This window comes from Wolbachia endosymbiont (group B) of Cyclophora punctaria (assembly GCF_964028235.1).
In the GTDB taxonomy this organism is placed as follows: domain Bacteria; phylum Pseudomonadota; class Alphaproteobacteria; order Rickettsiales; family Anaplasmataceae; genus Wolbachia.
Genome location: NZ_OZ034749.1, coordinates 1,147,232 through 1,172,209, shown reverse-complemented (window position 1 = coordinate 1,172,209; position 24,978 = coordinate 1,147,232). Strand labels below are relative to the sequence as shown.

Sequence of the window (24,978 nt, the reverse complement as noted above, 5' to 3'; positions counted from 1 at the left end):
GAAACGCTCTTACATTGTTATTAATTCAGTGTCAGTATTTTGAAAATCTTGAACTTGCCATTCATCAGTTATGTCTTCATCACCAGATTTTTTTGATTCTATATCTTTTACCTTTTTCTCCAAATCATTAAGGTTTTTCACTAAACCTTCACTATCGTTGCCAACTTCTTTCATTAGTTTATCAATTCTCTTTTTCTCTCCTTCTACATTATCGTCTAAATTTTTAAGAGAAGTTGTGTCTTTTGCTAGTTTATTATTCAATTGAGAAAGAAATGCTTCGTTTAAATCTTTGACTACTTTATCCACAATCCTGTGAACATAACTAACTTGTGCGCTATTTCTTTGAATGTTTTCAAAATTTCCAGGTCTATGTTTAACTTCTATTTCATCGATTATTTTTAGATTGCTTTGTTTAGTGTCATCACTCATATTAACTCCTATAAAAAATTAAAATTTCAAAATTAGATAAATTACATAACATAGATAATCTTCTCGAATTACCTAAATTAAATACTCACTCTCAATATACTTTCCCATTATCGTTAACTCAGTATCAGTATTTTGATGATATTCGGCGTGCCATCCTTTTTCTTCCAGATCTATATCGTTTCCATCTACTCCATCTTTAGATTTATTCGCCTCTATCAGCAGCAGACCTATTGATGATCCATGGCCATTCTTAACAGCATAATATAAGGGAGTTTTTCCATAATTATCTTGTAAACTAACATCGGTTTTATCTGACTTTAATAGAGCATATACTACATCTACAAGTCCTTCCTGAGCAGCAATATGTAAAGGAGACTTTCCACTATTATCTTGTAAATTAACATCGATTCCATTTGAATTTAATAGACTCTTTATTACGTTTGAATGGTTGTTCTCAATAGCAATATGTAAAGGAGACTTTCCATCATTATCTTTTAAATTAACATCGATTCCATTTGAATTTAATAGATTCTCTACTACGTCTGCAAATTGTCTCCCAGCAGCAATATGTAAAGGAGACTTTCCACTATTATCTTGTAAATTAACATCGATTCCATTTGAATTTAATATAAGTTCTATTGGGCGCAAATCGGCTTTCCCAGCAGCAATATGTAAAGGAGACTTTCCACTATTATCTTGTAAATTAACATCGATTCCATTTGAATTTAATAGACTCTTTATTACGTTTGAATGGTTGTTCTCAATAGCAATATGTAAAGGAGTACATCCATTAAAGATTTGTAAATTAACATCGATTTTATCTGAAGTTAACAGAGCCTTTACTACATGTAGAAATCCTTTCAGACAAGCTAAATGTAAAGGAGCCCATTTAGAATTATCTTGTAAATTAACATCGATTTTATCTGAAGTTAACAGAGCCTTTACTACTTCTACACGGTCTTTATTAACAGCTACAAGTAAAGGAGTCTCTCCAGACTGGGTTTGTACATTAACATCCACTCCTTCATCTATTAAAGATTTTACCATTTCAACATTGCCATCTCTTGCAAACTTATATAAGTCAGAATATGAATAACTCATCTTAGCACCTTTTATATAAAAGATTAATTCTAGCATAAAGTAGCTAATAAATTATGAATTTTATATTCCTCAATAATAGGTATTTTCGTATTTTATTTTTATAAATGGAAAGAATCCTGCTCTATTTTTAGATATAAAGCTACAACTAATTTTTCCGTAATCTATAAATGAATCATACTAATTTTGTACTAGATATTCTTGATAACCTAATAATATAGCCATATCCAACACCAAAAACAGCTAGTTAGAGAAGAGTTTGTTTTGGGATCTTATGGTCTACCAAGTGATCTGTACAAACTTTTCTATATAGTAATTTTACTATACCGCGAAATCCGCAATATTAGCCTACTTTGGTCACATTTATATACGAACTAACGTACCTGGCTTTGTTGCAATAATTTCACACCTTTATTTTCACGATCATATTTTTACGCAACTTGTTCTCACAAATATACGATGTTTTTTATGTTTTTGTAGAAAGTAAATAATTCAATTTATCATGGCACTCATAGGCTGATATTTTTATAAAATCTTTTCTATATTAGTTCAAGCCTTTCAAAAATTTTAAGTCTTTCATATCCACCAAGAAGGTCCTGCAACCGGTTCATGACTTACACTACTAAATGTAGTATCTGGTACTTGCATTTGCAGTTGTTTTACTATCTCTTCTGCCTCTGTTTTTTCTTTTTCTACTTTCCTCTTTTCTTTCTCTGCTACATCCCTTGCTTGTACTACTCTCGTTACTATGCTCAGCTTTAATCTGTCAATATCACCATCTCTGCTTTCTGGTACATTTTCCCCTACCTTCTCGCCTTCAATAAAACTTCTGCTTAATTTATCAAACTCATTTGCAAGTCTTGATAACCTTTCAAAGTCAGGCTCTTTCATTTCTCTCTTCAAGTCCCTATACTCTTTACATAGGTTCTTAAATTTTGTTATATAACCTTCGTTTAAAACCAGAAAAGTATATTGGCACTCTAAAAACTTCTGCACTTCCTTATCTTGTTTTATTCTTTTTCTTGATATCTCTTGATCATCTGCTTCATCATATAATAGATCAATTGCTTTTGTTTTTGCCTCTGCTTCCTCTTTAGCTCTTCTTTCTTCTTCAGCTCTTATTTCCGCTTCTTCTGCTCTTCTTTCTGATATTTCATTCTTACTTCTTAACTTCTCAATCTCTTTTCTAGTTTCTATTGATTTTTCCTTCAGATCCTTAGTCGTTAATAAGTTCTCTTTCGCTTCTCTCTCCAATTCTTGCTGTGTCTTAAATTTCTTACTTAACTTATTATTTTCTGATCTTAAATCTTCCAACTTAGCTTTACAATCTACTACCTCAAATTCAACTTTATCCCTTGATGAATTAGTTTCTTGTATTTTGGATACTTTTCCATAAAAAATGAGCTTTCCTTTCCCGTCAGATTCTACCTCACAATTTTTCACCCACTTTTCCGCCGATAAGTACTCTGCATGAAGATTAGAGTAATATCCTATATAGTCATACTCTGTCGCTAAATAGGGCACATTTCTTACTGTTTCATAACCACTTTTTAACGTATTTAGCACTTCCCTTTTCTTCGCCGCTTCATAACTGCTGTTTAATGCACTTTTTATTGCACTAAAACCAGAGATACCTAACCCTTTAATATTTAAATTCTTTACCATGTTTAAAAAGTTCTTGCCTTTTAACCTTATTAAAAAAGTTCCCATCTCTTTTTGTTCCTCATCTAGCTTTTCTAACATCTTTTTGAAGCTCTCTATTTTCTTCTTACTATAGTACTCATTAAAAGCATCTTTATTAGCACCAACCAAAGTAGAGTTCTGTTTTCCTATTTCATCATTGCACCTCTCTTTTATTACAGAACATACGTCTAATATCTCTTCTACTGCTACTCTTAACTTTTTACTTAAGCCTTCTATCTTTTCCTCTATTTCTTCTTTTAGTTTAGAGATCTTCTGTATTCCTTCTTCCTGATTTTTGTACTCTCTTTTCAATTGTGATTCTTTACCTTCAGCTCCTATGTATTGTTTTGGATTAGGGTACGTTATTCTCTTCTCTAAAACTATATCGTCTAATTTTATCAACTCTCTGTATTGTTCTAGCAATTGATCTCTTATTTCTGCAATTATTTCCTCTTTTTTGACATATTGTTTCATTTCTAACGTCTTATGCGTCGAAATAATTTCCTCATACACACTATTCTCATCAATATCTTTTAACTTCTTTCCTAAAAACATTTTAAATTTACAGAATATAGTGTCACCAAAATGCCTTTCATGAACTTTTAATATTGCGCTCACTGCCTTATATATCAGCTCAACTTTTTCGTATATTTCTCTTGCCTTTTCGTGCTTGTTTTTATCTGGATGATATACAACTAATAAACCCTTGAGTTCCCTTAGTACTTGATCAGGATCATCATGTAAAATGTATACTATATTTAAAGCCTGCCCTAGTGATAAATCCCCACTCAAGCGTTTTACTCTCGTATAGAATCCACCTAGTTCCACATCTTGTGATTTATATGGCTTTACATGCCATAACAACGTTTTTGTATACCTAAATAACTTTTCGTATATTTCTTTAATACCTCTCTCATCTTTTCTCTCATCACAATAACGCAATCTATTTATATCCTCTTCAACACCTCCTCTATTATTTCTTCTTAACTCCCTTTTTTGTTCTACATAACTTAAAAACTTCTCTACTATACTTTTTTCAAATTTCGTCTTAAATCTATTACTACTTCTTAATTGTGATGCATAGTCGTTAAACCCTGCTTGGTATATTCCATCCTCATCTTTATACCCTTCATCTTTTATTTTTAATAAATAGTGCACATGCATACTAAACTCTGCACTGCTTACTATTCCCTTTATTGATTCTATGTAATCCTCTTCAACACATTCTTCTGCCTCCTCACAATTTGGTTCTATGTGAACACACCCTTCTGCTCCTACATAAAAAGAAAATGGCATAATCTCTCCTTTATAAATATTCACATAATCTCTAATATATCCTTTGTAGAATAAAAAAGAGCCTCCTATGTAGCAAGATAACGCCATTAAACACAGAGTTGACGTTAATCTATATTTTTTGGATAAACAACATAATGATAGTCCGGTGAAAAAAAGAGCTAATACTACTTGCCCTTTAGCAAATCTTTTGCCTTCAGCACAATCAGCTACACTTGGCATCCACCAAATTATTCTCTGCTTGCCAAATTCATAAATCAGAGCTTTCAACTCTTCAGAGCTTTTTGGCACATGATCTTCTTTCCACTTTAGCCTTTTATATATAATGCTCTTTAGCTTTTCCTTTTCCAAAAAGTTAAGAAATTCTTTCGTTCTCATATTTGCTGAGATGTTCCTGCAGCTAGCTCATGACTTACACTACTAAATGTAGTATCTGGTACTTGCATTTGCAGTTGTTTTACTTTCTCTTCTGCCTCTGTTTTTTCTTTTTCTACTTTCCTCTTTTCTTTCTCTGCTACATCCCTTGCTTGTACTACTCTCGTTACTATGCTCAGCTTTAATCTATCAATATCACCGTCTCTGCTTTCTGGTACATTTTTCCCTACCTTCTCGCCTTCAATAAAACTTCTGCTTAATCTATCAAACTCATTTGCAAGTTTTAATAACCTTTCAAAGTCAGGCTCTTTTATTTCTCTCTTCAAGTCCCTATACTCTTTACATAGGTTCTTAAATTTTGTTATATAACCTTCGTTTAAAACCAGAAAAGTATATTGGCACTCTAAAAACTTCTGCACTTCCTTATCTTGTTTTATTCTTTTTCTTGATATCTCTTGATCATCTGCTTCATCATATAATAGATCAATTGCTTTTGTTTTTGCCTCTGCTTCCTCTTTAGCTCTTCTTTCTTCCTCTTTAGCTCTTCTTTCTTCTTCAGCTCTTATTTCCGCTTCTTCTGCTCTTCTTTCTGAGACTTCATTTTTCGCTGCCATAGCATAAAGTTCTTTCTGATTATTCATATCTTTTTTAGTAAGCTCGCTGTTGACTTGATGCTGTTCTAACATTGCCTTTCTTATTTTGCACTCATCTTGTTGCTCAGCTATGTACTTTTTTCGATTGCCAATAAATTTTTCTGCTAGCTCTCTAAATGATAACGTCTTTTTTCTTGAATCATGTTGAGTTTTGTATATACCTTCAAACAATGCTTTATTTACCTGAAATACCCACAGATACTTAGAGTCTTTCTCGATATCTTCTATTGCTTTATAGAACAACTTATCATCCCCTACAGCAACACTTTTTTTCAAAGCCTTTTCACATATTTCAAGACTATTCTTCTCCCTTTCTATATAAGATTCCCAACAAGAAGGATGAAATAGCTTTGCCAGGCGAAATTCTTTTTTAGCTTTTTTTTCTAATTCATCTTTGTAAGAAATTAACTGATTTGCCAATCCTTGAAATTCATTATCAATTAAGGATAATAACAATCTTTTTGATTCTTCCCGCTTCGTTTTATCTAGTTTCCCTATTTCCTCTTCAACTTTTTCACGCGATCTTACATCTTTCTCGCTTTTGATGTTATCGTGAATAAAGCTTTTACATTCAACAAAACTTTTTATCTCTTGATATTGTCCATAATAGATAGGATGAAAAAGTCTTTGCATAAAACTAAATTCTAGCTCTTTCTCTAGTTCATATAACTTTTCTACACTCTCTTTCTTTCCAAAAACATTATTAACTATTTCTTTTTTTATATCCTCTGCTGTCTTCACATACTTACCAAGGCTTGCTTCCATACTTTTCAAGATATCGTCAGTAATCGACGCAGGAAACGCTTCTTTTATCTCTTCTAATTCCAACAATGGTAACTTTCCGTATAGAGATTCTTCCCTTTGTTGTTCCGTAAACTTTATTAATAGCATGTCTTTATATAGACGTTCAATCTCTGAAAAACTCAGGTCCGTTGGTAAAGAAAGTTTATCTTGAAATTCTCCTCCATTGCATATAGCTAGCAACTCTAAATCTTTCTTCTTATTGTCTCTTTCCCTATGACTTGCTGCTCTTTCTGCTATTTCATTTAGCATCTCTTGCTCTACTTCCGCAACAAGAGATACATCCATATTTTCTACTATATACTGTAAACCTCTTTCTACATCATCACTCAGGTTATTTTGTATAATTGACTCACTTAAGATCACCTCATTCGCTCTACTGATAATTCTATGATTTACTCCCTCATGATTCATTCTTCCTCGGTAATCAGAGACATCAACACATTCCATGTTGGACAATAACGATTCTTTTACTCCAAGACTATCAGGTAAAATCTTAAGATAATCTTCCACTAACTTATTTATTACTCTTCTCATTGCTTCTTTGTTAAAGGAACTACCTAGCTCGCTCTTTGCACCACTGATTTCATCTTCCGTATAGGGAGAACCGCGCTTTACTATTTCTTTATGTAGTATATGTTTCTTATTCCTTTTTGCTTCATAAAGAACTTCACACAATAACTGTTCATACCAATTATCAAAAAAACTCTTGTCCTTTATTTTAAGTAACAGAGGTTTATTATCTTCAACCACTTTAAACGCTTTTCTTCTTTTACTATCATACGGTAATTCTGTTTTTTGCCTTTCTATATATGAGTACATACTGTAATTGCTATTGAATGATGGAGAGACATACTCCATTATTTTAGCACGAAGTAACAAATTCAATGAATTAGTTCTTCAAGAATAATTTAAACTTTTACAGTAGGAGTAGTCTCATGAAACATTATAGCGGGTTAGATGTCTCACTCAAAGAAACTTTTATTAGTATCATTGATGAGAAAGGAAAAATTGTTAAAGAAGGGGTTGTTGCAAGTGAAAGCAGTGCAATAGCTGAGTTTCTGCTTGGTCAAAACAAAAAATACGAGTCCATAGGAATAGAAAGCGGGCAATTATCAATATCGATGTGCAAAGAGTTGAGGAATCTTGGATTACCAGTAACTTGTGTAGATGCAAGGCATATGGCAGCAGCATTATCTGCGAGAATCAATAAGAATGATAAAAATGATGCAAGAGGCATAGCACAAATGATGAGAGTTGGGCTATTTAAGGAGGTATTAGTAAAATCAGACGAAGCTTGTCAGGTTAAAATAATACTTGGAAGCAGAAGACAATTAATACGTTGCAGAGAGCAAATTGCGGGAACAATAAGGGGATTACTGAAAATATACGGGATAAAAGTTAATCAACGTCTTAGTTCTGCAAACTTTGCTTTAAAAGTGCAAGAAATGGTTAATAATCTAGATGAAATTAGCCAAACCTCAATTGAATCATTAGTACATAGTTTAGAAATAATAGAAGAATCAATAAGAAAACTTGATAAAATGCTCTCAGAACAAAGCAAAAAAGATGAGGATTGTAAATTATTAACTACTGTTCCAGGAGTTGGTATTATAGTAGCAATGACATATAAAGCTGCAATAGATGATCTGCATAGGTTTGAAACATCTTATACAGTTGGAGCCTATATGGGATTAAGTCCAAGACAGTACGCTTCTGGTGAGATTGATCGACACGGAAGTATATCAAAAATGGGACCAGTGGACTGTAGGAATATGTTATATGAAGCCGCGCAGGTCTTACTGGTAAAATGTAAAAGGACATTTAAATTAAGAAGCTGGGGATTTGACCTTACCCAGAAAAAGTAGACAGAAAGTTAAGACGTTTTTGCTATGAGAATGATGAATCAAAAAGCTCAGGAATGCAATAGTTAATAGTAGAATGTCTACGCTGTTTATTATAAAAAATTTCTATATATTCAAATATTGCGGTTTTAGCTTGTTGTGCAGAGTGTTGTGAAGTATCAATGAGTAACTCTCTCTTAAGTGAACTAAAAAAGCTCTCTGAAACAGCATTATCATAACAACAACCTTTGTGACTCATACTAGAAGTAATATTTTTTGTACTTAGTAAAAATTGATAATTTTTAGAGGTGTATTGCGATCCTTGATCGCTATGAAATAGTAGATTTTTAGCAGATTTGCGCCTACCAATAGCCATGAATAACGCATCTATAACTAATTGCCTATTTACTGCATTACTCATTGACCAGCCAATCACCATGCGTGAATATAAATCTATTATTGCTGCCAAATATAACCATCCTTCATTAGTTTTTATGTACGTAATATCAGTTACCCATATCTTGTTAGGTTGATCAGCGATGAAATTCTGATTTAATATGTTAGGAGTTATAACTCTATTGTCTATTTGTGGTTTTTTACTTTTAAACTTTCGTCTAAGCTTAGCTTGAATGCCATTTTTCTGCATAACATTTTGCACTGTTTTGATGTTATAATTTTTACCTAAAGCCTTTAATTCAGCGTGAATTTTAGGAGCTCCGTATCTGCATTGTGATGCTCGATATACCTTCTGAATATCTTGTATGAGCTCTTCTCTTATTGATTTTTTGTTGTTTTTTTCCTTAGTAATCCATTTATAATAACCACAAGCAGATACGTTCAAAAATCTGCATAATTCCCGTATTTTATAGCAGTTTTCATGTTCTTTTATAAAAGAATATTTTACTCTTTTTGGTTTGCAAAATATCCCAGGGCTTTTTTTAAAATGTCTCTTTCCCTCGTTACTCTTGCCAGCTCTTTCTTTAAATAAAACTTTTCTTTGTCACAATGAGCTACTTTCCCTTTTCCTGGAAACGCATCTACTCCAGACATTCTATCATTGTATGTTTTTACCCATCTGCTTAATGAATCACCGCTAATACCCAAATCTCTTGCTATTTTTGCTGATGATTGACCTGTTTCTTTTACTAGTCTTATAGCTTCAATTTTGAATTCTGCTGTATATTCTTTTCTTTTTGTCATACCACACCTCTTTGAAAAAACGTTTTATTTTACTTCAAAAACGTCTTAACTTTCTGTCTACTTTTTCTGGGTAAGGTCAATTGAAGCTTAAAAAGAAAAAGGGCATGAAAAAAGCAATTGTTGCAGTAGCAAGAAAATTAGCCGTGATTATGCATAAGATGCTAATCGATAGAAAAGAGTTTTGCTATCAATAAACACTAAAGAAGTATAAAACAATAATTTTACTGAAAGTAAAGATAGCAATGCCGATGGAAGGGATAAGCAAGAGGATAAGTTGAAGCATAGACTTCGTGGCGTACATGTTGCCGTCCACTTCCGCCTAACAAGTATAGTGCGGCTTGGCTACAATATGAATTAGCCATATTAGACCGCGGAGAGAACAATGGAAGCATGCTACTTTTAACTTATGTAAAATCATTAAGACTATAGAGGAAAAGAATGATACCTTAGTTTTTATAAGCTTAATGAATATGTGGATAAATACTTTAAGTTTGTGTGGACGTATTTATCCACATATTCATTGGCTACATAGTTTAAAAGAGATTAATTGGAAATTAGTGTTGATGTTTTTATTGCCAATAAAACCTCTTTTGATTGAATAAGATAATACAATAATAAATAAAAGGTTGTATTAGAGCTGAATTTTACATCAAAAAATATTTTTCATGATACAAAAAATTATTGTTGACTTTTATGCAATTAGAGAACTTATCTTCCACTTCTTTTGCTTTTAATAGCACTCTCTCTAACTCTTTTACCTCTTCGCGAGAAATATAGTTATGATAAATTTCAATGACTTTTGGTAAGTCAAAAGTACATAAATTTGATACATCTGTTTTCTGAACATAACTTTCTAAATCAGAATCACTATTATTAGTTAGAGATTTTAAATTGCTACTTGACGATGGTAAAAGTGCTTTTTCTCTTAATCTAACCTCATTCTCTCTTATTTGTCTTTCTATATCCCTTTTTATGTTGTCTACAAAAATCTCTTTCTCTGGTTTTCGATACTCAGTTAGCACGTTAAGCAGAGCATTATATGCTTGATACTTTGCTTGTGCAATAACCGTTCTAGTAAGAAAAAAACTAGAACAATATAACGATAACCCAATTAGTGACCTTGTACCAATTAGTGCTTGCAGTAGTTTCAAATCTCCAGTTTTAATTATTTCTTCTACTTGTTCTTCAAACGGCTTATCAAAAAAACTCTGCATTTTACCTCTCTAGCTATACAATAAGCATACCTTAACTATCATTAAACCACAAATCAACAACTTTTTTTTGCATAAATTTTTAATTAATTTTGAGTTAAAACTTGACAATTTGTTGAAGGCATACACCATTGAGGTCCGTATAGAAGAAATTATCTTGTTTATATTATCTTCAAAGGAGGATGAGCAGTAATCGATTGTTCATCTACTCTCTCGAGCTGGTTCTGTCGCATCTATAAATTGTGGTACAAGAAGATCGTTAAACTGGGATTATGGGAGTTATAGAGCAATTAGCATAGCAAAATTCTCAAAAGTAGAAACATTATCATTAGCCCCGATAATTTGTCTTTTTTGAATCATACGAATATTTTCTATGCCGGTAATGGTAATCTTTGCGGAGTGGAAGCTCTTAAAACCAAGCATTGGCTTTATTCGTTTTTTGATAAATCTATGATCTTGTTCGACAATATTATTTAGATATTTTATTTGAAAAACCATGATTCTACAATCTTCAGAAATTTCTGTATTCAAATCATCAAGAGCAGCAGTATTACTGCCGCTTTTATCAATTACTACTTTCTCAGGAAGGTTATTCTCTCTAAAGGCTTTACGAAAGAACGCAAGTGCCGCAGACTTGTCTCTACGAGCACACAACAGAAAGTCTACAGTATTACCAAGACTATCTAGTGCTCTGTATAGATAAACCCATTTGCCGTTTAATTTAACGTAGGTCTCGTCCATTCTCCAGCTACTGCCAACCTGCTTCTTCCTTTTCCTTACCGCTTCATCTATCAGTGGCACAAATCTGATAACCCACCTTTGTAACGTAGCATGATCAATTTTTGCTCCCCTTATACTCAGCATTTCTTCCAAATCTCAATAGCTCAAAGAGAATCTACATTTCATATATACAGATAACATTATTATCTCTGCTGAAAAGCTAAATCCTTTGAAATATGGCAATAATTTTGAACTAATACGAAACATCTTTGCTTTTTTTTTAGATGATCATATCACTTCTTTTCTACTTTCCTACAAATGTTACATACCAGGATTTATAGATGCGACAGAACCCTTTTTCTTACCTCCTATAAACCTCTCGAAGTGTCTTTCAATTTTGCTATAGGATTAATAAACTCAGTGCTTGGTGAAATAATTTCTTCAGTAGTAAAAGGCTTAACGTTTTTCTCAAGATCATTTTTAACTTCATTTGCTTTATCAACAACACTATTGATAATTTTTTTATCTTCTTCTGAGCTTTGCTTATTTTTTGCTGCACGAGAAGAGTCACCAAGCAGTGGAGAGATAACATAATCTGCAGCTTCTTTTGCCAATTTTATATTTTCTCTTTGTGACAAAACCTTTAGCTCATTTAAGTCATTTTTACAAACACTTTTAGCTCTACCTTTTTGCCACTCTAAGTATAGATTTCTCCTACTTTGTAACTTCTCGTCCTCTATAACGTCAAATCTACTATTAACCCTATAATCCAATAACTTAGCAGGAATAATATCACCTTTGTACTCTTCTACTCTATAATAATGATTATTATACATTCCAATTCTTTCAATTATACTCTGCAAATAAGATTGCACCTGTTCTATGTCTCCTAAGTCATCTTTTGTGAATTGAAAAGATTTGTCTTTTAAATTTTTCCTGAATTTTTTCAAATTCTCCACTTTATTTTGATTGTTTTCTCCTGGATAAATCTGATCAAGTAACTTGAGTAAATAATCGCCTTTCATCAATGGTGATATTATTTTATCAAACAATTTAAGATGCACTGGATGTTTCAAACATGCATTAATATGCTCTAAGTAATTATTGAAGCTTTTAGTGTCAGCTTCGTCCTGTGTTTTTTCTTTCTGTTGATAAACTTCATTAAATTTCTGATTTAACAAATTAATCTCTTCAACATTTTTAACGCTATATTCTGCTATAATATGAGCATAAGTATCCACATTAGGATCACTTTTTAATCCATTAACTTTCTTTAAAAAACCATTATAAGTACTCCTTGTTTCCAAGTAATACTCGAAACGGATCAAAAGATACTTAGCTGTGATAAGAGCCTTATATAGTATTTTAATTATTTTTACGCCCAAAGTATCACTTCTTTTGTATGGAAAGAACAGTAGTGCATGTTCATCGAAATTTGGAGTGGCATCTTCTTCATTATCCCTTAACTCTTTTTCATAGTTATTAAGCTTTCTTCGTGCATGTTTTAATACACCAATAAATTCCTTCTTACTTTTATTTAAGTCATGCCCATTGGTATTATAAACTTCTATAAACAAATTTAAGGCAATTTGAATACTTTTATCAGCCAGATCGTCAATTCTTTTCAAGTTCTTTATTTCCTGATTAATATAATCTATTATCTCTGTTGCAAGCTTGTTTCCATAACCTTGTTGATTTGATAATCTTACTACTGATTTATTGTAAGCCTCAATATAATCTCCTTTTTTGAGTAGGTTTATGTCAAAGCTCAGTTCATCATTGGAGTAGCAAAAGAATGCAGAGTGTCTATTAGAGTTTAGGCATCTAAGTCTACCTGGAGCTTGAATAAGCTGTGCAGGCTTGTTCAAGTCAGTAGATATTGGGTCTACTAGCATTCCAACATGTTGCAAATTAATGTCATTGTATCCCTGTACCTTGCTAGGATTTACATCATTACCAACCAACCCCATACGGCACAAAGCATGATAATCATTTTCTTCTTCTAATAGATTTTGATATAAATCTCCTAGCTCAGCTTCTGATAAATAGTCAATTGCTAACTGAGCCAACTGTTCCTGGTTTAAGTCTTTTAAAATTTTTTCTTTATGATCGTTGATAGACTCATCCTTCTTAGTTATTGCTTCCTTGAGTCTCTTAGCATGATATGTATCTAGGTTAATTAGATCTCCATATATGTCTTGATTATTACTCGAGGACAATTTCTTTTTTACAAGCTTCAATTCTTCTAATGGTTGACTACTTATATAGTCTGAAAGCTTACTCTTAAGATCTTCTACAGATAAATTGCCTGAGCGATCTAAATTTCCTAATTTTACTTTGTACTTATTTTCGTAACAAAAATCTTGTAGTGCTATTAATGGATGTTCTCTTTCATTACAAGAATACGAAGGTGTGGACCACCGACCATAAACCAACTCACTACCATTTTCTAATGTCATTCCAAGCACTGCCCCAAGATCTTCAAGTAGCTTTTTCTCATTTTCTCCTAGGGAGGTGCGACATCTGCGCTCATCTTGTTCTTTCTCACTCAACCCTCTCAAAGAATTCATAAACTTTCTTCTTTCAGCAGATGCTTCTTTTCCCAGTTCACATAAGTCATCTATTTCACTTTCTTCTACTCCATAATATTCAAGATAGTCTCTTACTACAGCATAATTGCCTTTTCTTAGCAAAGCTACTAGTTTTTCAGGAACTTCTTTTAATTCTTTAGATGGCATCAAAATGTGAAGTTTCTTATCTTGGTTCCAATTTCTTATCAATCTTATGAACAAATCAGAGTCTTTATTTTTCTTTAGAACATCAATTACAGACTGCATATGCTGAACAAGCTCTTTCTTCAATTTACCGCTTTGAACACCTTGATCTTTAACGTATGTTTCTAAATCACAATTGTTTTCTAGCGCTGCTTTAACTTCTTTTACTAAGCCTTCGAAATCTGTACACCTCTTCTCATCAAGCTCGTGTCTATTTAGACCTGTTAAGCCTGAAAGTGTATTCTCAATTATTCCATGCATTACACGAAATGCAGAATAATCAGCAATGCCACTGAAGTCATAATATTCTTTCACAATTTTTTCTGCTTTTTCTTTTGTAATATTGAACCGCTTAGCAACTTGCTCTGTTATGAGAGCAAACTTTTTTGACTGGGTTACTAACTTATAGCCGGGTTTAGGTTCGAACGTTCGCTCTAAAAAATCAATAATCTTCGATTCACTAAACTTTGGTAAGGTTTCGTTTCTACCATATTTTAATATTTTTTTCAGGTTATCTATCTGCTTATTTGACTCAGCTAAAATCAATGCTGGTTCACCAATTACGCTTTGAACATTTCTATACAGATAATTCTCTACTTCTTTTTTTAACTCATCGTCTGTTAAATTTGCATTGCTATACTTATCGTTTTCTTCTGGCTTAAAATCTACATATTCTTCAACGCCATTAGAGTATTCTTTTGCTAGATCCTTACTTTTTACCTTTGTATGAACTTGTAGATTCAAAGCTCCATACACACCTGACTTCATTTTATCTGTCAAAGAAAGAGTTTTAAGTAAACCATCATTTTCTTTAATATATTTATGAGTGCTTATTGAAGGCGTTGCACTTAAAAACAGCGTAGGCACAAGTGCAGATAAGATTCCCATATGGTGTTTATACAATTCCTGCTCTGCCACTCGGTGCTCTTCATCAAAGGATAGAGATATAGATTTTTCAATATTTAGCTCAAATTCTTGGTCATCAATTGTAACTTTACCATCTTGAATTTTATATTCTTTGTTATCAAACTGAATTTTATCCGCAAGAATCACAAAATCCTTACCATCTATATTTATTTTTCCATTCTTTATTTTAAATTCTTTGTCTCCAATGTTGAGAGCTTTTATAATATCAGGAAGCTGTTCAAGATCTATTGCCTTTAAAAATTGATTCCAATTTTTCATCAAGCTTTCTCTGCTCAATATAGAGCACCCTTTATCACCGCTTATCTCTTTCAACTCAATATCTTCAATATCGGAGTCAGATAATACTTTTTTCCAATCATCACGTTTCTGTGTTACAAGATCTTCATTAGGTGCTAGGGATATATAAGGTACACCGATTAGCCTAGCAGGCAAATATTCAACAAGTAATTCTATGAATGTTTTTCCAGTTCCTGTTGCAAGTGCAAACTCTTTAGTTGGACTCTTACCTTCTTTTAAGTGTTCTATTGTTTCTTTGATGTAAGATAAATGTTGTGGAAATATTACAATTTTACCAGGCCCACCTACTGTTGCACTTTTTTCTTTACCTTTGATTGTTACACTATAATGGTGATTACCTTTCTTATCTCTGCTGATTGTCAACTCATGCTGTGTGCACAAAGTAAGTAGATCCTCGGCAGTGTAATCTTTCGTATCTTTAATATCTACCGAAGAAGGATCACTTTCATCAAATTTAACACTGTATGTACCTTCTTCCTTAAAGTTACACTAATTTCTCTTTCACCTATTGTTACTTTATCATTTATTGCATCTTTATTGCTACTCAACAAACTTTCTATTTTTTCTTTAATGCCCTTCGCAATTTGAGAAGTTTTGCTATTTAATTCAATTGACAGCAAGACTCCCAAGTAAGTCTTTTCTAGCCCTTCTATATTTCTCTGTTTTGAATCGTTATCAAACTTTGTGAATATTTGCGCAGATGAATGTACCATGTTTTTACCTTTAAAATACAGTGTTAATATTCTAATAATATACGAGATTAGATAATTTATCAAGATATTTCATTAATGAATTATAAAATAGTCATAAATTTTCTATTATTTTCAAATAAATCAGTATTAACTCTTTAATGTACGTTAGTAAAAATCCAAATGATATAACCATTAACAGCAACAAAAACCAAATATCGTGAAAACTGTTTTTCTTTGAATTTGCAGGTCTAATTTATTAATTAATTTAAAATATTGCATACTATATTTATTTATATTACTATTAAAATAATAAATTAACTATAGAGAGGTATATAATGAAAAGTATATTTAATAAAGCTAATGCACCTTATCTTGTGAGCGGTGCTTTGGCTACTTCGGCTTTATTGGCATCAGGAGTGTTTGCTATAGCCCCTTACATTGGGTTTTTAGCTCCAGTTGAGCTTTTATAGTCTTGGCCTTCCACTTATTGTTGTTGCTGCTGTGTTTTCTGTTGCAACTATTGCATTTTCATATGCTGCAATTAGTAAAAACAACACCATTGCTGAGAAAAACGAAGTCATTAATCAGAAAGAAAGAGAAATATTAGATAAAAATAAAACTATTGCTGAGAAAGAAAATGAACTTGATCAACAAAATACTACAATTTCTAGCCTAAAAGAGCAGCTCTCTAACAAAGAAGATGAAGTAAAAGCTTACAAGCAGAGAATTTCTGAGAAAGAAGAGGAAATGGGTATCCAAGCAGCACTTGGAAAAGCATTGACATCTACAAAAGAAGCATTTATTAGTGGCCGTGTAAATCGTATTGTTAAAGATGGCTTAAAAAATGCTTATGACGCGATTCTACCAGCTCATTCAACAAGAGAAATATTCAGCGGTACTTGTGATACGTCAGTCAAGTATGCAAAAGATGCACTTAACAGTGTCACAAGCAGCTTGAAAAGTATTTATAGTGTAACTTCAATCTTTCCTGTATTAGGTAGATCTTCAGAGAATACCAAAAGTTAACTATATTAGGGAGAAATAGCTAAAATTATTTTTCCCTTTGATATTAAATCTCAAAAAAAATTGGCATAAGTTTAGGTAGTGTTGTGTCTGAGCTTACGCACATGCTGCACAAGATTCTAAACTACATTGTCCTTTTGGAATGTATGTAGGTTCAAGGTTATAATAAATGATCTTACCATTTCAAATAAATTATACTAATTTAATATTATATATCATTAAAAACTTAAACAACCTAGCCAATTCCAACAACCAAAACCAGCTAGTGTGAGAACAAGTTTTTTTGGAATGGATTGGTCTACCACGTAATACACACGAACTTTTATTTATAATGATTTTACTATACGCCAAAATCATCTAAATTGACTCACTTTCGCTAAATCTACATACGAACTGATTTGTCTAATTTTGTTGTAAAGATTTCAAGCTTCTATTTTTATAACCTTATTTTACGCAGCTTGTTCTCACAAATATATGACCTTTTTTTAAGGAGTAAATAATTGAATTGTTCTTGCTACTAGTTATTGCAATATTTTACCTAAAGATGTTCTTTCAAAAAATACTGCTCATATAATAGAATGTAGTAAAACTAGATAAGTGAATATTTAAAAAATCAATCAAGCTAGGAAACAATTGAAATAGATTTTTTATGGACAGAATTCTTTACGCTATTATAGAAATACTAATTAGATAATGGTGTATATTTACAGGTAAATTCAAATTCTTTAGGTTTATCTGTCTTTTCTAAGTGAATATAAAGTTCTTTATTCTCTGTAACGTTGTTAACACAGCAACAATTTTCAACTTCATACAGGTAATCCTTATGATGTGATTCCCAATTAAGTATTTGGCGTAGTGCTTTCACTTTAGCTTTCGATTCATTCTTTGCAATAACAAATACATTTTTATGCAACTCCTTAAATTTTTTACTATCGTAACCACCAAGGTTGACAAAATAAAGCTTTTCTTCAACGTGGGTAGGTTGTCTCGTTAAGGTAATATTATAATCTTCAGCACTTTCTAATATACCCCAAGCATCAATATGGAAACCTTTTTTTACACCCCACCATTTTGCTTTTACTTCTTCATAAGTATCTTCGATCTTTTCTGCTACTATAAAAAATATATCATGTAGCTCGATTAAAGAGGTTTCAGTTTTACCTCCAACATATATGACAAATATTTTCATGATACATGCCTCCTACTTTTATTCTCTTTATCATACTAAGTCTGTTCATTAAAAAATCAACAAAAATTAAGAATTTTTAGATGATGAAGTAAAACAGGAATAGATTAGACTTCTTGCATAACTGAGGAAATAATACCAAAAGTAATATTAGTGAAGGTATGAAATTTGAACAAATAAGTAAACTAGATGAAGAGGAGTTTCGAAGATTAACAGAAGTAAAAAGAAAAACATTCGAAAAAATAACAGAAATTTTAATGGAGTAAGAAAAAGGCAAGAGGAGGAAAACCAAATAAACAATGCATGTTTGTTAATGGCGCTAGAATATTTGCGTGACATATTTCATATTGGATAAAGCTATGGAATAAGCTAAAGTGCCTGTTATCGGTTGGATTGAGGATACGTTAATAAAACATTTACACTTCTGGAAGAAAAAGAGCTATTAGATTCGAATGTAGAGTATTAGGTTCTGGATAGTAGATGGAACAGAAATATCAATAGAGAGGCCAAAAAAAATTGGAATTATCCATATGAATTATGAAAGAGGTCTAATATAAATTTATTAATTTACATATGTATTATAATACACTATAAATAGGTAAATAATATGTATGAGTGAGGTTAAATTAAATAGTAAAGAGAATTCTAACGACTTAGTATATCAAAATCAAGGGTCATTAGTAATTAACTATTGGCAAGACAGAAGTGATGACAAAAAAATCCTTGAAGGTAAAGCGGAAAATACAGATGAATATGATATAAAAAATAAAAAGCTTGCTCAAGAATGCGCTGAATTTGTGTTGCAAGATCTAAACAATCATAATTCTGGTGACACGCACTCACAGTTAGAGGATGATCCATACCAAACAAAAGATGATAATCAGCAAACCTTTTTCTTTGAAGAAAGTTCACTCTTAATTGAGCAAGAAGTAACTTTAATTGAAAATGAAAGGAAGCTGATTAGTGAGTTTTATAAAGAAATGCAAGACGCTAAAAGCAAAGCTAATACAAAAAGTGCTTTAGAATATATTAAATCCATAACGGATAAATATTTAGAGAGAGGGATAAGAATAAACTCATACTGTGATAATGATGGTGAGGTTATAGTAAATTTAATATTTAAAGAAATCGCAGGTGTTCTCGATAATATTGTATTTATAAACTCCCGCACTGTAGCTCCTGAAATGCAGCCCTATGATTCTTCTGATGATGATGAAGAAGATTACTACAACTTGGATATCATAAGAGAGATTGCTCATGGTTTATTACAAAAAGGAGGAAAAGTAAAAGAGAGCCTCTTTTATCATGATAGGATAAGATATTCGACCACTGCTTTTATAGATAACAATTATTATAAACAATTTGATGAATATCTCATTGAACAGTATAAAGAAATGAAAAAAAAGTTAAAGGATATAGCATATGAGTGTATTGTAAACAAGAGCGAGCAAGCTCAAGACAAATTAGAAGTAGAGATTGATAATATCTACTTTTATATAAGATATCCACAAACTAGTATAATTGAACCCGTAAAAATCATAGCCAATCAAGAAATAATAGATCGAGGACTCAGAGTTCACATATTAAAAATAGGAAAAAGTACAGTAAAAATTGATAATAGAGGAGAAAAAAGAAATTATGTAGATCTTACAGAAGGTAGTGATGTGGTATTAACTTTCTATACTAGTTTGGGAGAATTAGAAGTTAGATTATATCCTCATGAAACAGATAAAAACTTGATAAGAGTAGAAGTGAATGATGAAGATCTACTGGAGGACATAGAAAGTTATAATGAAGAAATAGGACAAAATTGCTTATTGGGAGGTTTATCAGTTATTGAAGCTATAAACCGAGGTGTTTTTGTTAGATCTAATGAATTAATGCATCCTGAAGTAATAAGCGAGTCTAAAAACAAAAAGGTTTCATGGGCAGAACGTGAAGAGTTAAGAAGGGTTTCTAGGGAGGAAATTACTAGGTAGAAAGTATTAACTTTGCCTTAACGTATTTATTATACAGGTAGTACAAAGCCATTTTTACACTCATATATCGTCAATAATCTATTAACAATTCCTATGGTATAATCAATTTTGAAGGCTTTAGTAAAGGGGGAGTATGACAAAAGCAAATCCAATAGTTACATTAAAGTGTGTGATTCATATAGGTTATTACAATAAAAGTGTCAGAGGAAATAAAAATCTGGACTTGTGGTAGTATATATACATTATTACAATCGTGACAGAAAATTTACCAATAAAAAGCAAGTGGATTCTAAAATCAAGTTACGTTTAAATTGGATAAAACTATATAAAAAACTAGGCCATGCAGGAAAAGTATGCCAACACTATAACATTTCACGCTTTACCTTGCGCAAATGGTATAAACGTTACGAGGAACTCGGTGAAAAAGGATTAGAGAATTTTAGTAGTAGGCCCAAAACCTCACCTTTACAAAAAATTAATGCATCAAATGAGCAGCTTATCCTCGACCTAAGAAAAGCCAGAAAATTGGGAGCAAGACGCATTCAAACTGAATTAAAACGATTATACAGTTTCTCCTGTTCGTTGGCTACTATACACAAAGTTTTCAAAAAACATAATGTCTGTCTCTTGCGTATTAAACGTCACTATCGAAAACAAATAAAGCGTTATAACTGTAAAATACCAGGGGAGCGTATACAGATGGATGTATGCAAATAGCATCTGGTCTTTATCAATATACTGCCATAGATGACTGTACACGTTATAAAGTTGTTGCTTTATATTCAAGACGCACTGCAAAAAATACTCTTGATTTCCTTACACAACTACGAGAAAGGATACCTTTTTATTGTCAAAGAATTCAGACTGATAGAGGACAGGAATTTTTTGCTTATGAGGTACAAGAATATTTTAGAAAATGGAAGATTAAATTTCGTCCTATTAAGCCATTTTCTCCACATTTAAATGGTAAAGTGGAAAGGTCTCAGCGTACTGATTTAGATGAGTTTTATAGTAGTGTTAATATTAAAGATCCAACACTGCAAGTTAAACTTAGAGACTGGGAAGAATATTACAATATGCAACGTCCTCATAGCTCTCTTCAAGGAAAAAATCCTTGGGAAAAATACAAAGAACGGAAAAAACAATTCCTTGTTTAAGTGAGGTTGAAAAAAACTATATTCCGTCAAAAGAGCCATTTGCCATGCAAAATTACAAGCATGACCAAAGGTTAAAAAATATAAGATCTATTAACGAACAACCTATTTCAAATTCAGATTTGATCTGACAATTCATTTGTAACAATGTATATGAATCACACAAATAATTGCAGGTTATTTTGCAAAGAATGTACTAATGCAATGATACTGAAAAGATATCTTGAATTTAAAACACATGTTTTCTAGCTCTTTTCTGGTAGTTGAGTGAACGAATATCAGATATCTTATGACGATCAACTCTTCTCCCTTTTCTTACCACTAAAGTGTTCATCAAAAATAACTGTGATAGTCGATCCATAATGCAGTCTATGTCTGACTCTGTAGAAAAAATATCAAAGGCTAAGTTTTTAATCGCATTAAATGAGACAGATTTATTGATGCTTTTTTTAGTTTACTATTCTGTGTGCTCAATGTCTCTTCATCATCTTCTATCATGATACTTTCTAGATTACTGATGAAGATAGTTGACCAAAAATCCTGCTTGATAGTTTCAATACTTTTTCCTGTGAAATTCTCTAAATTTAATCTTCCCTTCAGCCTAGAAAAAAATGTTTCTACTCCCCAGCGCAAGTAATATAATCTCTCAAACTCTTCGACTGTAAAACTTTGCTCATCTAACAGAGATGTTACTAACACTTCAACTTCTCCAGAAGAAAGTATTATTTTGACTAACCTGAATTTCATCTCATCAGGTAATCCTAGCTTTCGTAGCTGTCTTGCTACTTTAATAAGTGCGGTAGACACTACCACCGTACTAGATGGGCTTTCCGGCTTAAACATAGCGTTTATTTCATTGAAAGACGAACTTGGACAGCGAATTATATAATTGATTTTCCTTCCTGTAAGCTCAGCAAGAAATCGATAAGATACGTATCCTCTATCACAGATTAACAAATCGTCTGATTTTATGGATTCAAGCATACCGATCGCTAAATCAACCTCATAGCTGTCACCTCTACTTAGCACAGATTTTATTGCAATATTATTTAGCACATCGTAGCAAACTTCAAAGGTTGCACTTGTATAGTCTTCAAATCTCTGGATTCCATTCCATACTGCTCTTGAGCCAAACTCGCCTATTATTTTGTCGCTCTTTGACAGAATCAGTATTGAAGCATCAAATGCAAGTACTCTGAAGCCATGGTGGGTTTTAAATTCCTGATCTTGGTAGTATAGGGAAACTATATCATCATTTAACTCTGAAAACGCAGTATGCTTTAGCTTCTTTCTTGCTTGAGTAAATGCACTTGCCGTAATTGTGTAATCTTTTCTTGTATGCAGAACAAACTCATTAAGCATTACTTGTAATGACTTTACACTCTTTCTAAAAATCAGGAGAAATACATTAATGAAGGGCAGCTTTCTTTTTCGTGAGAAGTCTTTTGAGGATGCTCTGTGTGCGTTTATAAAGTTTAAACTCATCAATTTATTTTTTATAAACATGATTATTCTTTTTTTTACTCATGTCATTACTTCTTTTAATTTGTGGATCTTACCTGATTTTACAATACAGTCCATCACTTTCCCTTAACTTAATGGCAGTGATGCAGGTATAATCCTCACCCACCACACAAAAAAACTGTCCAAAAAGATGCTGGAAGAAGATCCATTTCAAGGCCTAAGCGGTGCTGGATCTTTACGTGGATTTTATAGCACTGGCATGGTGATGTTTGCTCATGATGAAGAAAGCACTGTCCGTCAAATAGTATTTGAGCTTCGTAATGGTGAACGTGTAGCAAGTAAGCTTGTTGATAAGATAGATGGTCGTTGGAAGCTTGCAGACCAATGGAGTAACTGATTTTTACTTAATTTATAGGAGACAATATGTTATCAGATTTTTTAACTGATTTTAATAACGCAAAACTGCAGAGCAATTTAATACCAAAAGGTACAATAGTCAAGGTAAAAATGGCAATTAAACCAGGAGGTTATGAAAATTGGTTCACTAAAAGCTACACTACTGGCAGCATCTATTTAAACGTTGAATTTACTGTCACTGAAGGTCCATATGCAAAACGCAAGATTTTTCAAGTAATTGGTATTAAAAGTGGCAAAGCAAGAGTTGAAGGAGAAGATACTTGGGGAGAATCTGGTCGTTCTATGCTTAGAAGTATTTTAGAGTCAGCACGGAACATTCATGCAAATGACACTTCAGAAAAAGCAGTGATTGCTAGAAAAATCAACTCTATAGCTGATTTTAACGGGTTAGAGTTTACTGCAAAAGTTGGTATTGAAGCCGACAGTAGATACGGAGATAGAAACAGAATTGCTACAGTTGTTACTCCAGACCAAAACAATGGTATTGAATCTGACTGGTTACCATTTTGAAGTACGACGAAGGAAAGTTATGGGCTGCTGTTATTACTAGAGCTCTTCAGGATGCAGCAGGAAGGAACCTAAAACTTAAAAAAGAGGCTTGTAAATGGATTAGATCACGATCCTTTGAAACTGTTTGTGAACTCGCCAATCTGGACTCTAAACGTTTAAAGAATATGTTGATTAAAAAGGAGGGAAATTTTATGGGTTTTTCATCTCAAAAAGAGATTAAATCATTGTTAATTGATAACATAAAAGAATGTGTATCTTACTTACTTCCGGGTGGAGAATTTTATCAAGATAGGTTCTATCTGGCAAATTTAGGTAAAGATAAGATAATAGTTGAAATAAAAGGAGAGAAAGCAGGAAATTGGAATGACATTTATAAAGAAAAGAAGGGAGACATACTCAGTCTTTGGACTTTAGTTGAAGGTAACATAGATTCTGCCAAAAAGTGGTTGAACGCTAAAAAAAATTCCACGTTACAAAACAATGGAGAAAAAGCATTTTCTGTAAGATACTACTTAAATGATAAATCACCAATGCCAAAAGATATAATAGGGCCAAGAATATTAACTCCAGGCGGTCTTTTGGTCATAGGTGGAACTCCCAAAATCGGAAAAAGTAATTTTCTTCTTTCCATGTTAGTACATTTAGCTGCTGGAGTATCATTTCTTGGTATGAAGCCTGCAAAGCCACTTAAGATATTCTATCTACAGAATGAAATGGAATATGATTACATAAGAGAGCGCTTACAGAAGCTAAGAATCAGCAAGAAAACCCTTGATGCAGGAACAGAAAACTTAGTTATCACTAAAAAAGTACAGTTAACTTTGAATGTGGAAAAAATAAAAGAAATTATGTCGGAAAATCTCGATGTAAAAACAGTTGATCTTATAGTGATAGACTCTCTTTTTGATTATAGGAGTATGATCTCTTTTCTACAAAATGGTATTGATGAACTACGCTCTATCACTAATCCTACGGCTGGAGTAATAGTTACACATTACACCAAAAAAGTGTCAACAACCACGTTAAAAAAGAATCCATTTCAAGCATTGAGTGGTGCTAATGTTTTAAGAAGTTTATATACATCTGGAGTAGTAATATTTAAACCTAGTCAGCATAGAAATGTTCTGCAAGTAATGTATGAACTCAAAAATGGAAGACCCATACCAACAAAATTCATCAGTGAAGTTAACGGACACTGGAAAACAGCTTAGTTGAATTTCATAAGTTAAATTTTAAATATATTGGGGA

General features: G+C 32.3%; 16 protein-coding genes and 4 pseudogenes. 8 read left to right on the top strand and 12 right to left on the bottom strand.

Features of this window, described 5'->3' with window-relative positions:
• Positions 1-9 precede the first annotated feature (9 nt).
• The 4 genes from ABWU33_RS05605 to ABWU33_RS05590 all read right to left on the bottom strand — a co-directional run bounded on the left by ABWU33_RS05605 (position 10) and on the right by ABWU33_RS05590 (position 7,220).
• On the bottom strand, positions 10-429 hold the full coding sequence (locus tag ABWU33_RS05605; protein WP_353280556.1) for a hypothetical protein: 420 nt from the start codon (positions 427-429) through the stop codon (positions 10-12).
• A 72-nt stretch (positions 430-501) separates the two neighbouring features.
• Positions 502-1,566 carry an ankyrin repeat domain-containing protein gene (locus ABWU33_RS05600; protein ID WP_353280555.1) on the bottom strand — a complete coding sequence of 355 codons (1,065 nt, stop codon included), beginning with the start codon at positions 1,564-1,566 and terminating at the stop codon, positions 502-504.
• 537 nt (positions 1,567-2,103) lie between these two features.
• Positions 2,104-4,881, bottom strand: coding sequence for a hypothetical protein (locus ABWU33_RS05595; RefSeq protein WP_353280553.1), 2,778 nt, complete (start codon positions 4,879-4,881; stop codon positions 2,104-2,106).
• Positions 4,878-7,220, bottom strand: a complete 2,343-nt coding sequence (locus ABWU33_RS05590) for a hypothetical protein (RefSeq protein WP_353280551.1) — start codon at positions 7,218-7,220, stop codon at positions 4,878-4,880. Before ABWU33_RS05590 ends, ABWU33_RS05595 begins: the two co-directional genes overlap by 4 nt.
• A 50-nt stretch (positions 7,221-7,270) precedes the next feature.
• Here ABWU33_RS05590 and ABWU33_RS05585 point away from each other — a divergent pair, with 50 nt between their 5' ends.
• A complete protein-coding gene (locus ABWU33_RS05585; protein WP_353280549.1) occupies positions 7,271-8,200 on the top strand; it encodes an IS110 family transposase in 930 nt (309 codons plus the stop codon).
• Positions 8,201-8,222: 22 nt separating this feature from the next.
• On the opposite strand, the gene ABWU33_RS05580 is transcribed toward ABWU33_RS05585, so the two are convergent.
• The 6 genes and pseudogenes from ABWU33_RS05580 to ABWU33_RS05555 form a co-directional block, all read right to left on the bottom strand.
• Positions 8,223-9,101 (bottom strand): IS3 family transposase, encoded by an 879-nt coding sequence (locus ABWU33_RS05580; protein WP_353273672.1) that lies wholly within the window; start codon positions 9,099-9,101, stop codon positions 8,223-8,225.
• On the bottom strand, positions 9,077-9,376 hold the full coding sequence (locus ABWU33_RS05575; RefSeq protein WP_353280344.1) for a transposase: 300 nt from the start codon (positions 9,374-9,376) through the stop codon (positions 9,077-9,079). The genes ABWU33_RS05580 and ABWU33_RS05575 overlap by 25 nt, the downstream gene beginning before the upstream one ends.
• 644 nt (positions 9,377-10,020) lie before the next feature.
• A complete protein-coding gene (locus ABWU33_RS05570) occupies positions 10,021-10,590 on the bottom strand; it encodes a hypothetical protein (protein WP_286231265.1) in 570 nt (189 codons plus the stop codon).
• Between the two features lie 276 nt (positions 10,591-10,866).
• Positions 10,867-11,574, bottom strand: a pseudogene (locus ABWU33_RS05565) (IS6 family transposase).
• A gap of 101 nt (positions 11,575-11,675) precedes the next feature.
• Positions 11,676-15,668 carry a DEAD/DEAH box helicase family protein gene (locus ABWU33_RS05560; RefSeq protein ID WP_353280547.1) on the bottom strand — a complete coding sequence of 1,331 codons (3,993 nt, stop codon included), beginning with the start codon at positions 15,666-15,668 and terminating at the stop codon, positions 11,676-11,678.
• Between the two features lie 62 nt (positions 15,669-15,730).
• A complete protein-coding gene (locus ABWU33_RS05555) occupies positions 15,731-16,018 on the bottom strand; it encodes a hypothetical protein (RefSeq protein ID WP_353280546.1) in 288 nt (95 codons plus the stop codon).
• A gap of 314 nt (positions 16,019-16,332) precedes the next feature.
• Between ABWU33_RS05555 and ABWU33_RS05550 the strand changes: the two genes are divergently transcribed.
• Together ABWU33_RS05550 and ABWU33_RS05545 are read left to right on the top strand one after the other, a co-directional pair.
• The gene (locus ABWU33_RS05550; protein ID WP_007302921.1) at positions 16,333-16,467 is read left to right on the top strand and encodes a hypothetical protein; all 135 of its coding nucleotides are present in this window, start codon (positions 16,333-16,335) and stop codon (positions 16,465-16,467) included.
• Positions 16,454-17,023, top strand: coding sequence for a hypothetical protein (locus ABWU33_RS05545; protein ID WP_353280544.1), 570 nt, complete (start codon positions 16,454-16,456; stop codon positions 17,021-17,023). The genes ABWU33_RS05550 and ABWU33_RS05545 overlap by 14 nt, the downstream gene beginning before the upstream one ends.
• Before the next feature lie 679 nt (positions 17,024-17,702).
• On the opposite strand, the gene ABWU33_RS05540 is transcribed toward ABWU33_RS05545, so the two are convergent.
• On the bottom strand, positions 17,703-18,209 hold the full coding sequence (locus ABWU33_RS05540; protein ID WP_265041138.1) for a DUF1543 domain-containing protein: 507 nt from the start codon (positions 18,207-18,209) through the stop codon (positions 17,703-17,705).
• A 608-nt stretch (positions 18,210-18,817) separates the two neighbouring features.
• Between ABWU33_RS05540 and ABWU33_RS05530 the strand changes: the two genes are divergently transcribed.
• Together ABWU33_RS05530 and ABWU33_RS05525 are read left to right on the top strand one after the other, a co-directional pair.
• Positions 18,818-20,185: a hypothetical protein gene (locus tag ABWU33_RS05530; protein ID WP_353280542.1), complete on the top strand. Its 1,368-nt coding sequence runs from the start codon at positions 18,818-18,820 to the stop codon at positions 20,183-20,185.
• Between the two features lie 282 nt (positions 20,186-20,467).
• Positions 20,468-21,470 (top strand): annotated as a pseudogene (locus ABWU33_RS05525) (IS481 family transposase).
• Between the two features lie 98 nt (positions 21,471-21,568).
• Here the strand turns inward: ABWU33_RS05525 and ABWU33_RS05520 are convergent.
• Positions 21,569-22,845: pseudogene (locus tag ABWU33_RS05520) on the bottom strand (IS4-like element ISWpi18 family transposase).
• A gap of 100 nt (positions 22,846-22,945) precedes the next feature.
• Between ABWU33_RS05520 and ABWU33_RS05515 the strand changes: the two are divergent.
• The 3 genes and pseudogenes from ABWU33_RS05515 to ABWU33_RS05505 form a co-directional block, all read left to right on the top strand.
• Positions 22,946-23,200 (top strand): annotated as a pseudogene (locus ABWU33_RS05515) (hypothetical protein); the annotation flags it as partial.
• Positions 23,201-23,226: 26 nt separating this feature from the next.
• Entirely contained in the window at positions 23,227-23,730 is a 504-nt protein-coding gene (locus ABWU33_RS05510; RefSeq protein WP_353280540.1) for a hypothetical protein, read from the top strand.
• Entirely contained in the window at positions 23,727-24,941 is a 1,215-nt protein-coding gene (locus tag ABWU33_RS05505) for an AAA family ATPase (RefSeq protein WP_353280538.1), read from the top strand. Before ABWU33_RS05510 ends, ABWU33_RS05505 begins: the two co-directional genes overlap by 4 nt.
• The last annotated feature ends 37 nt before the right edge of the window (positions 24,942-24,978 follow it).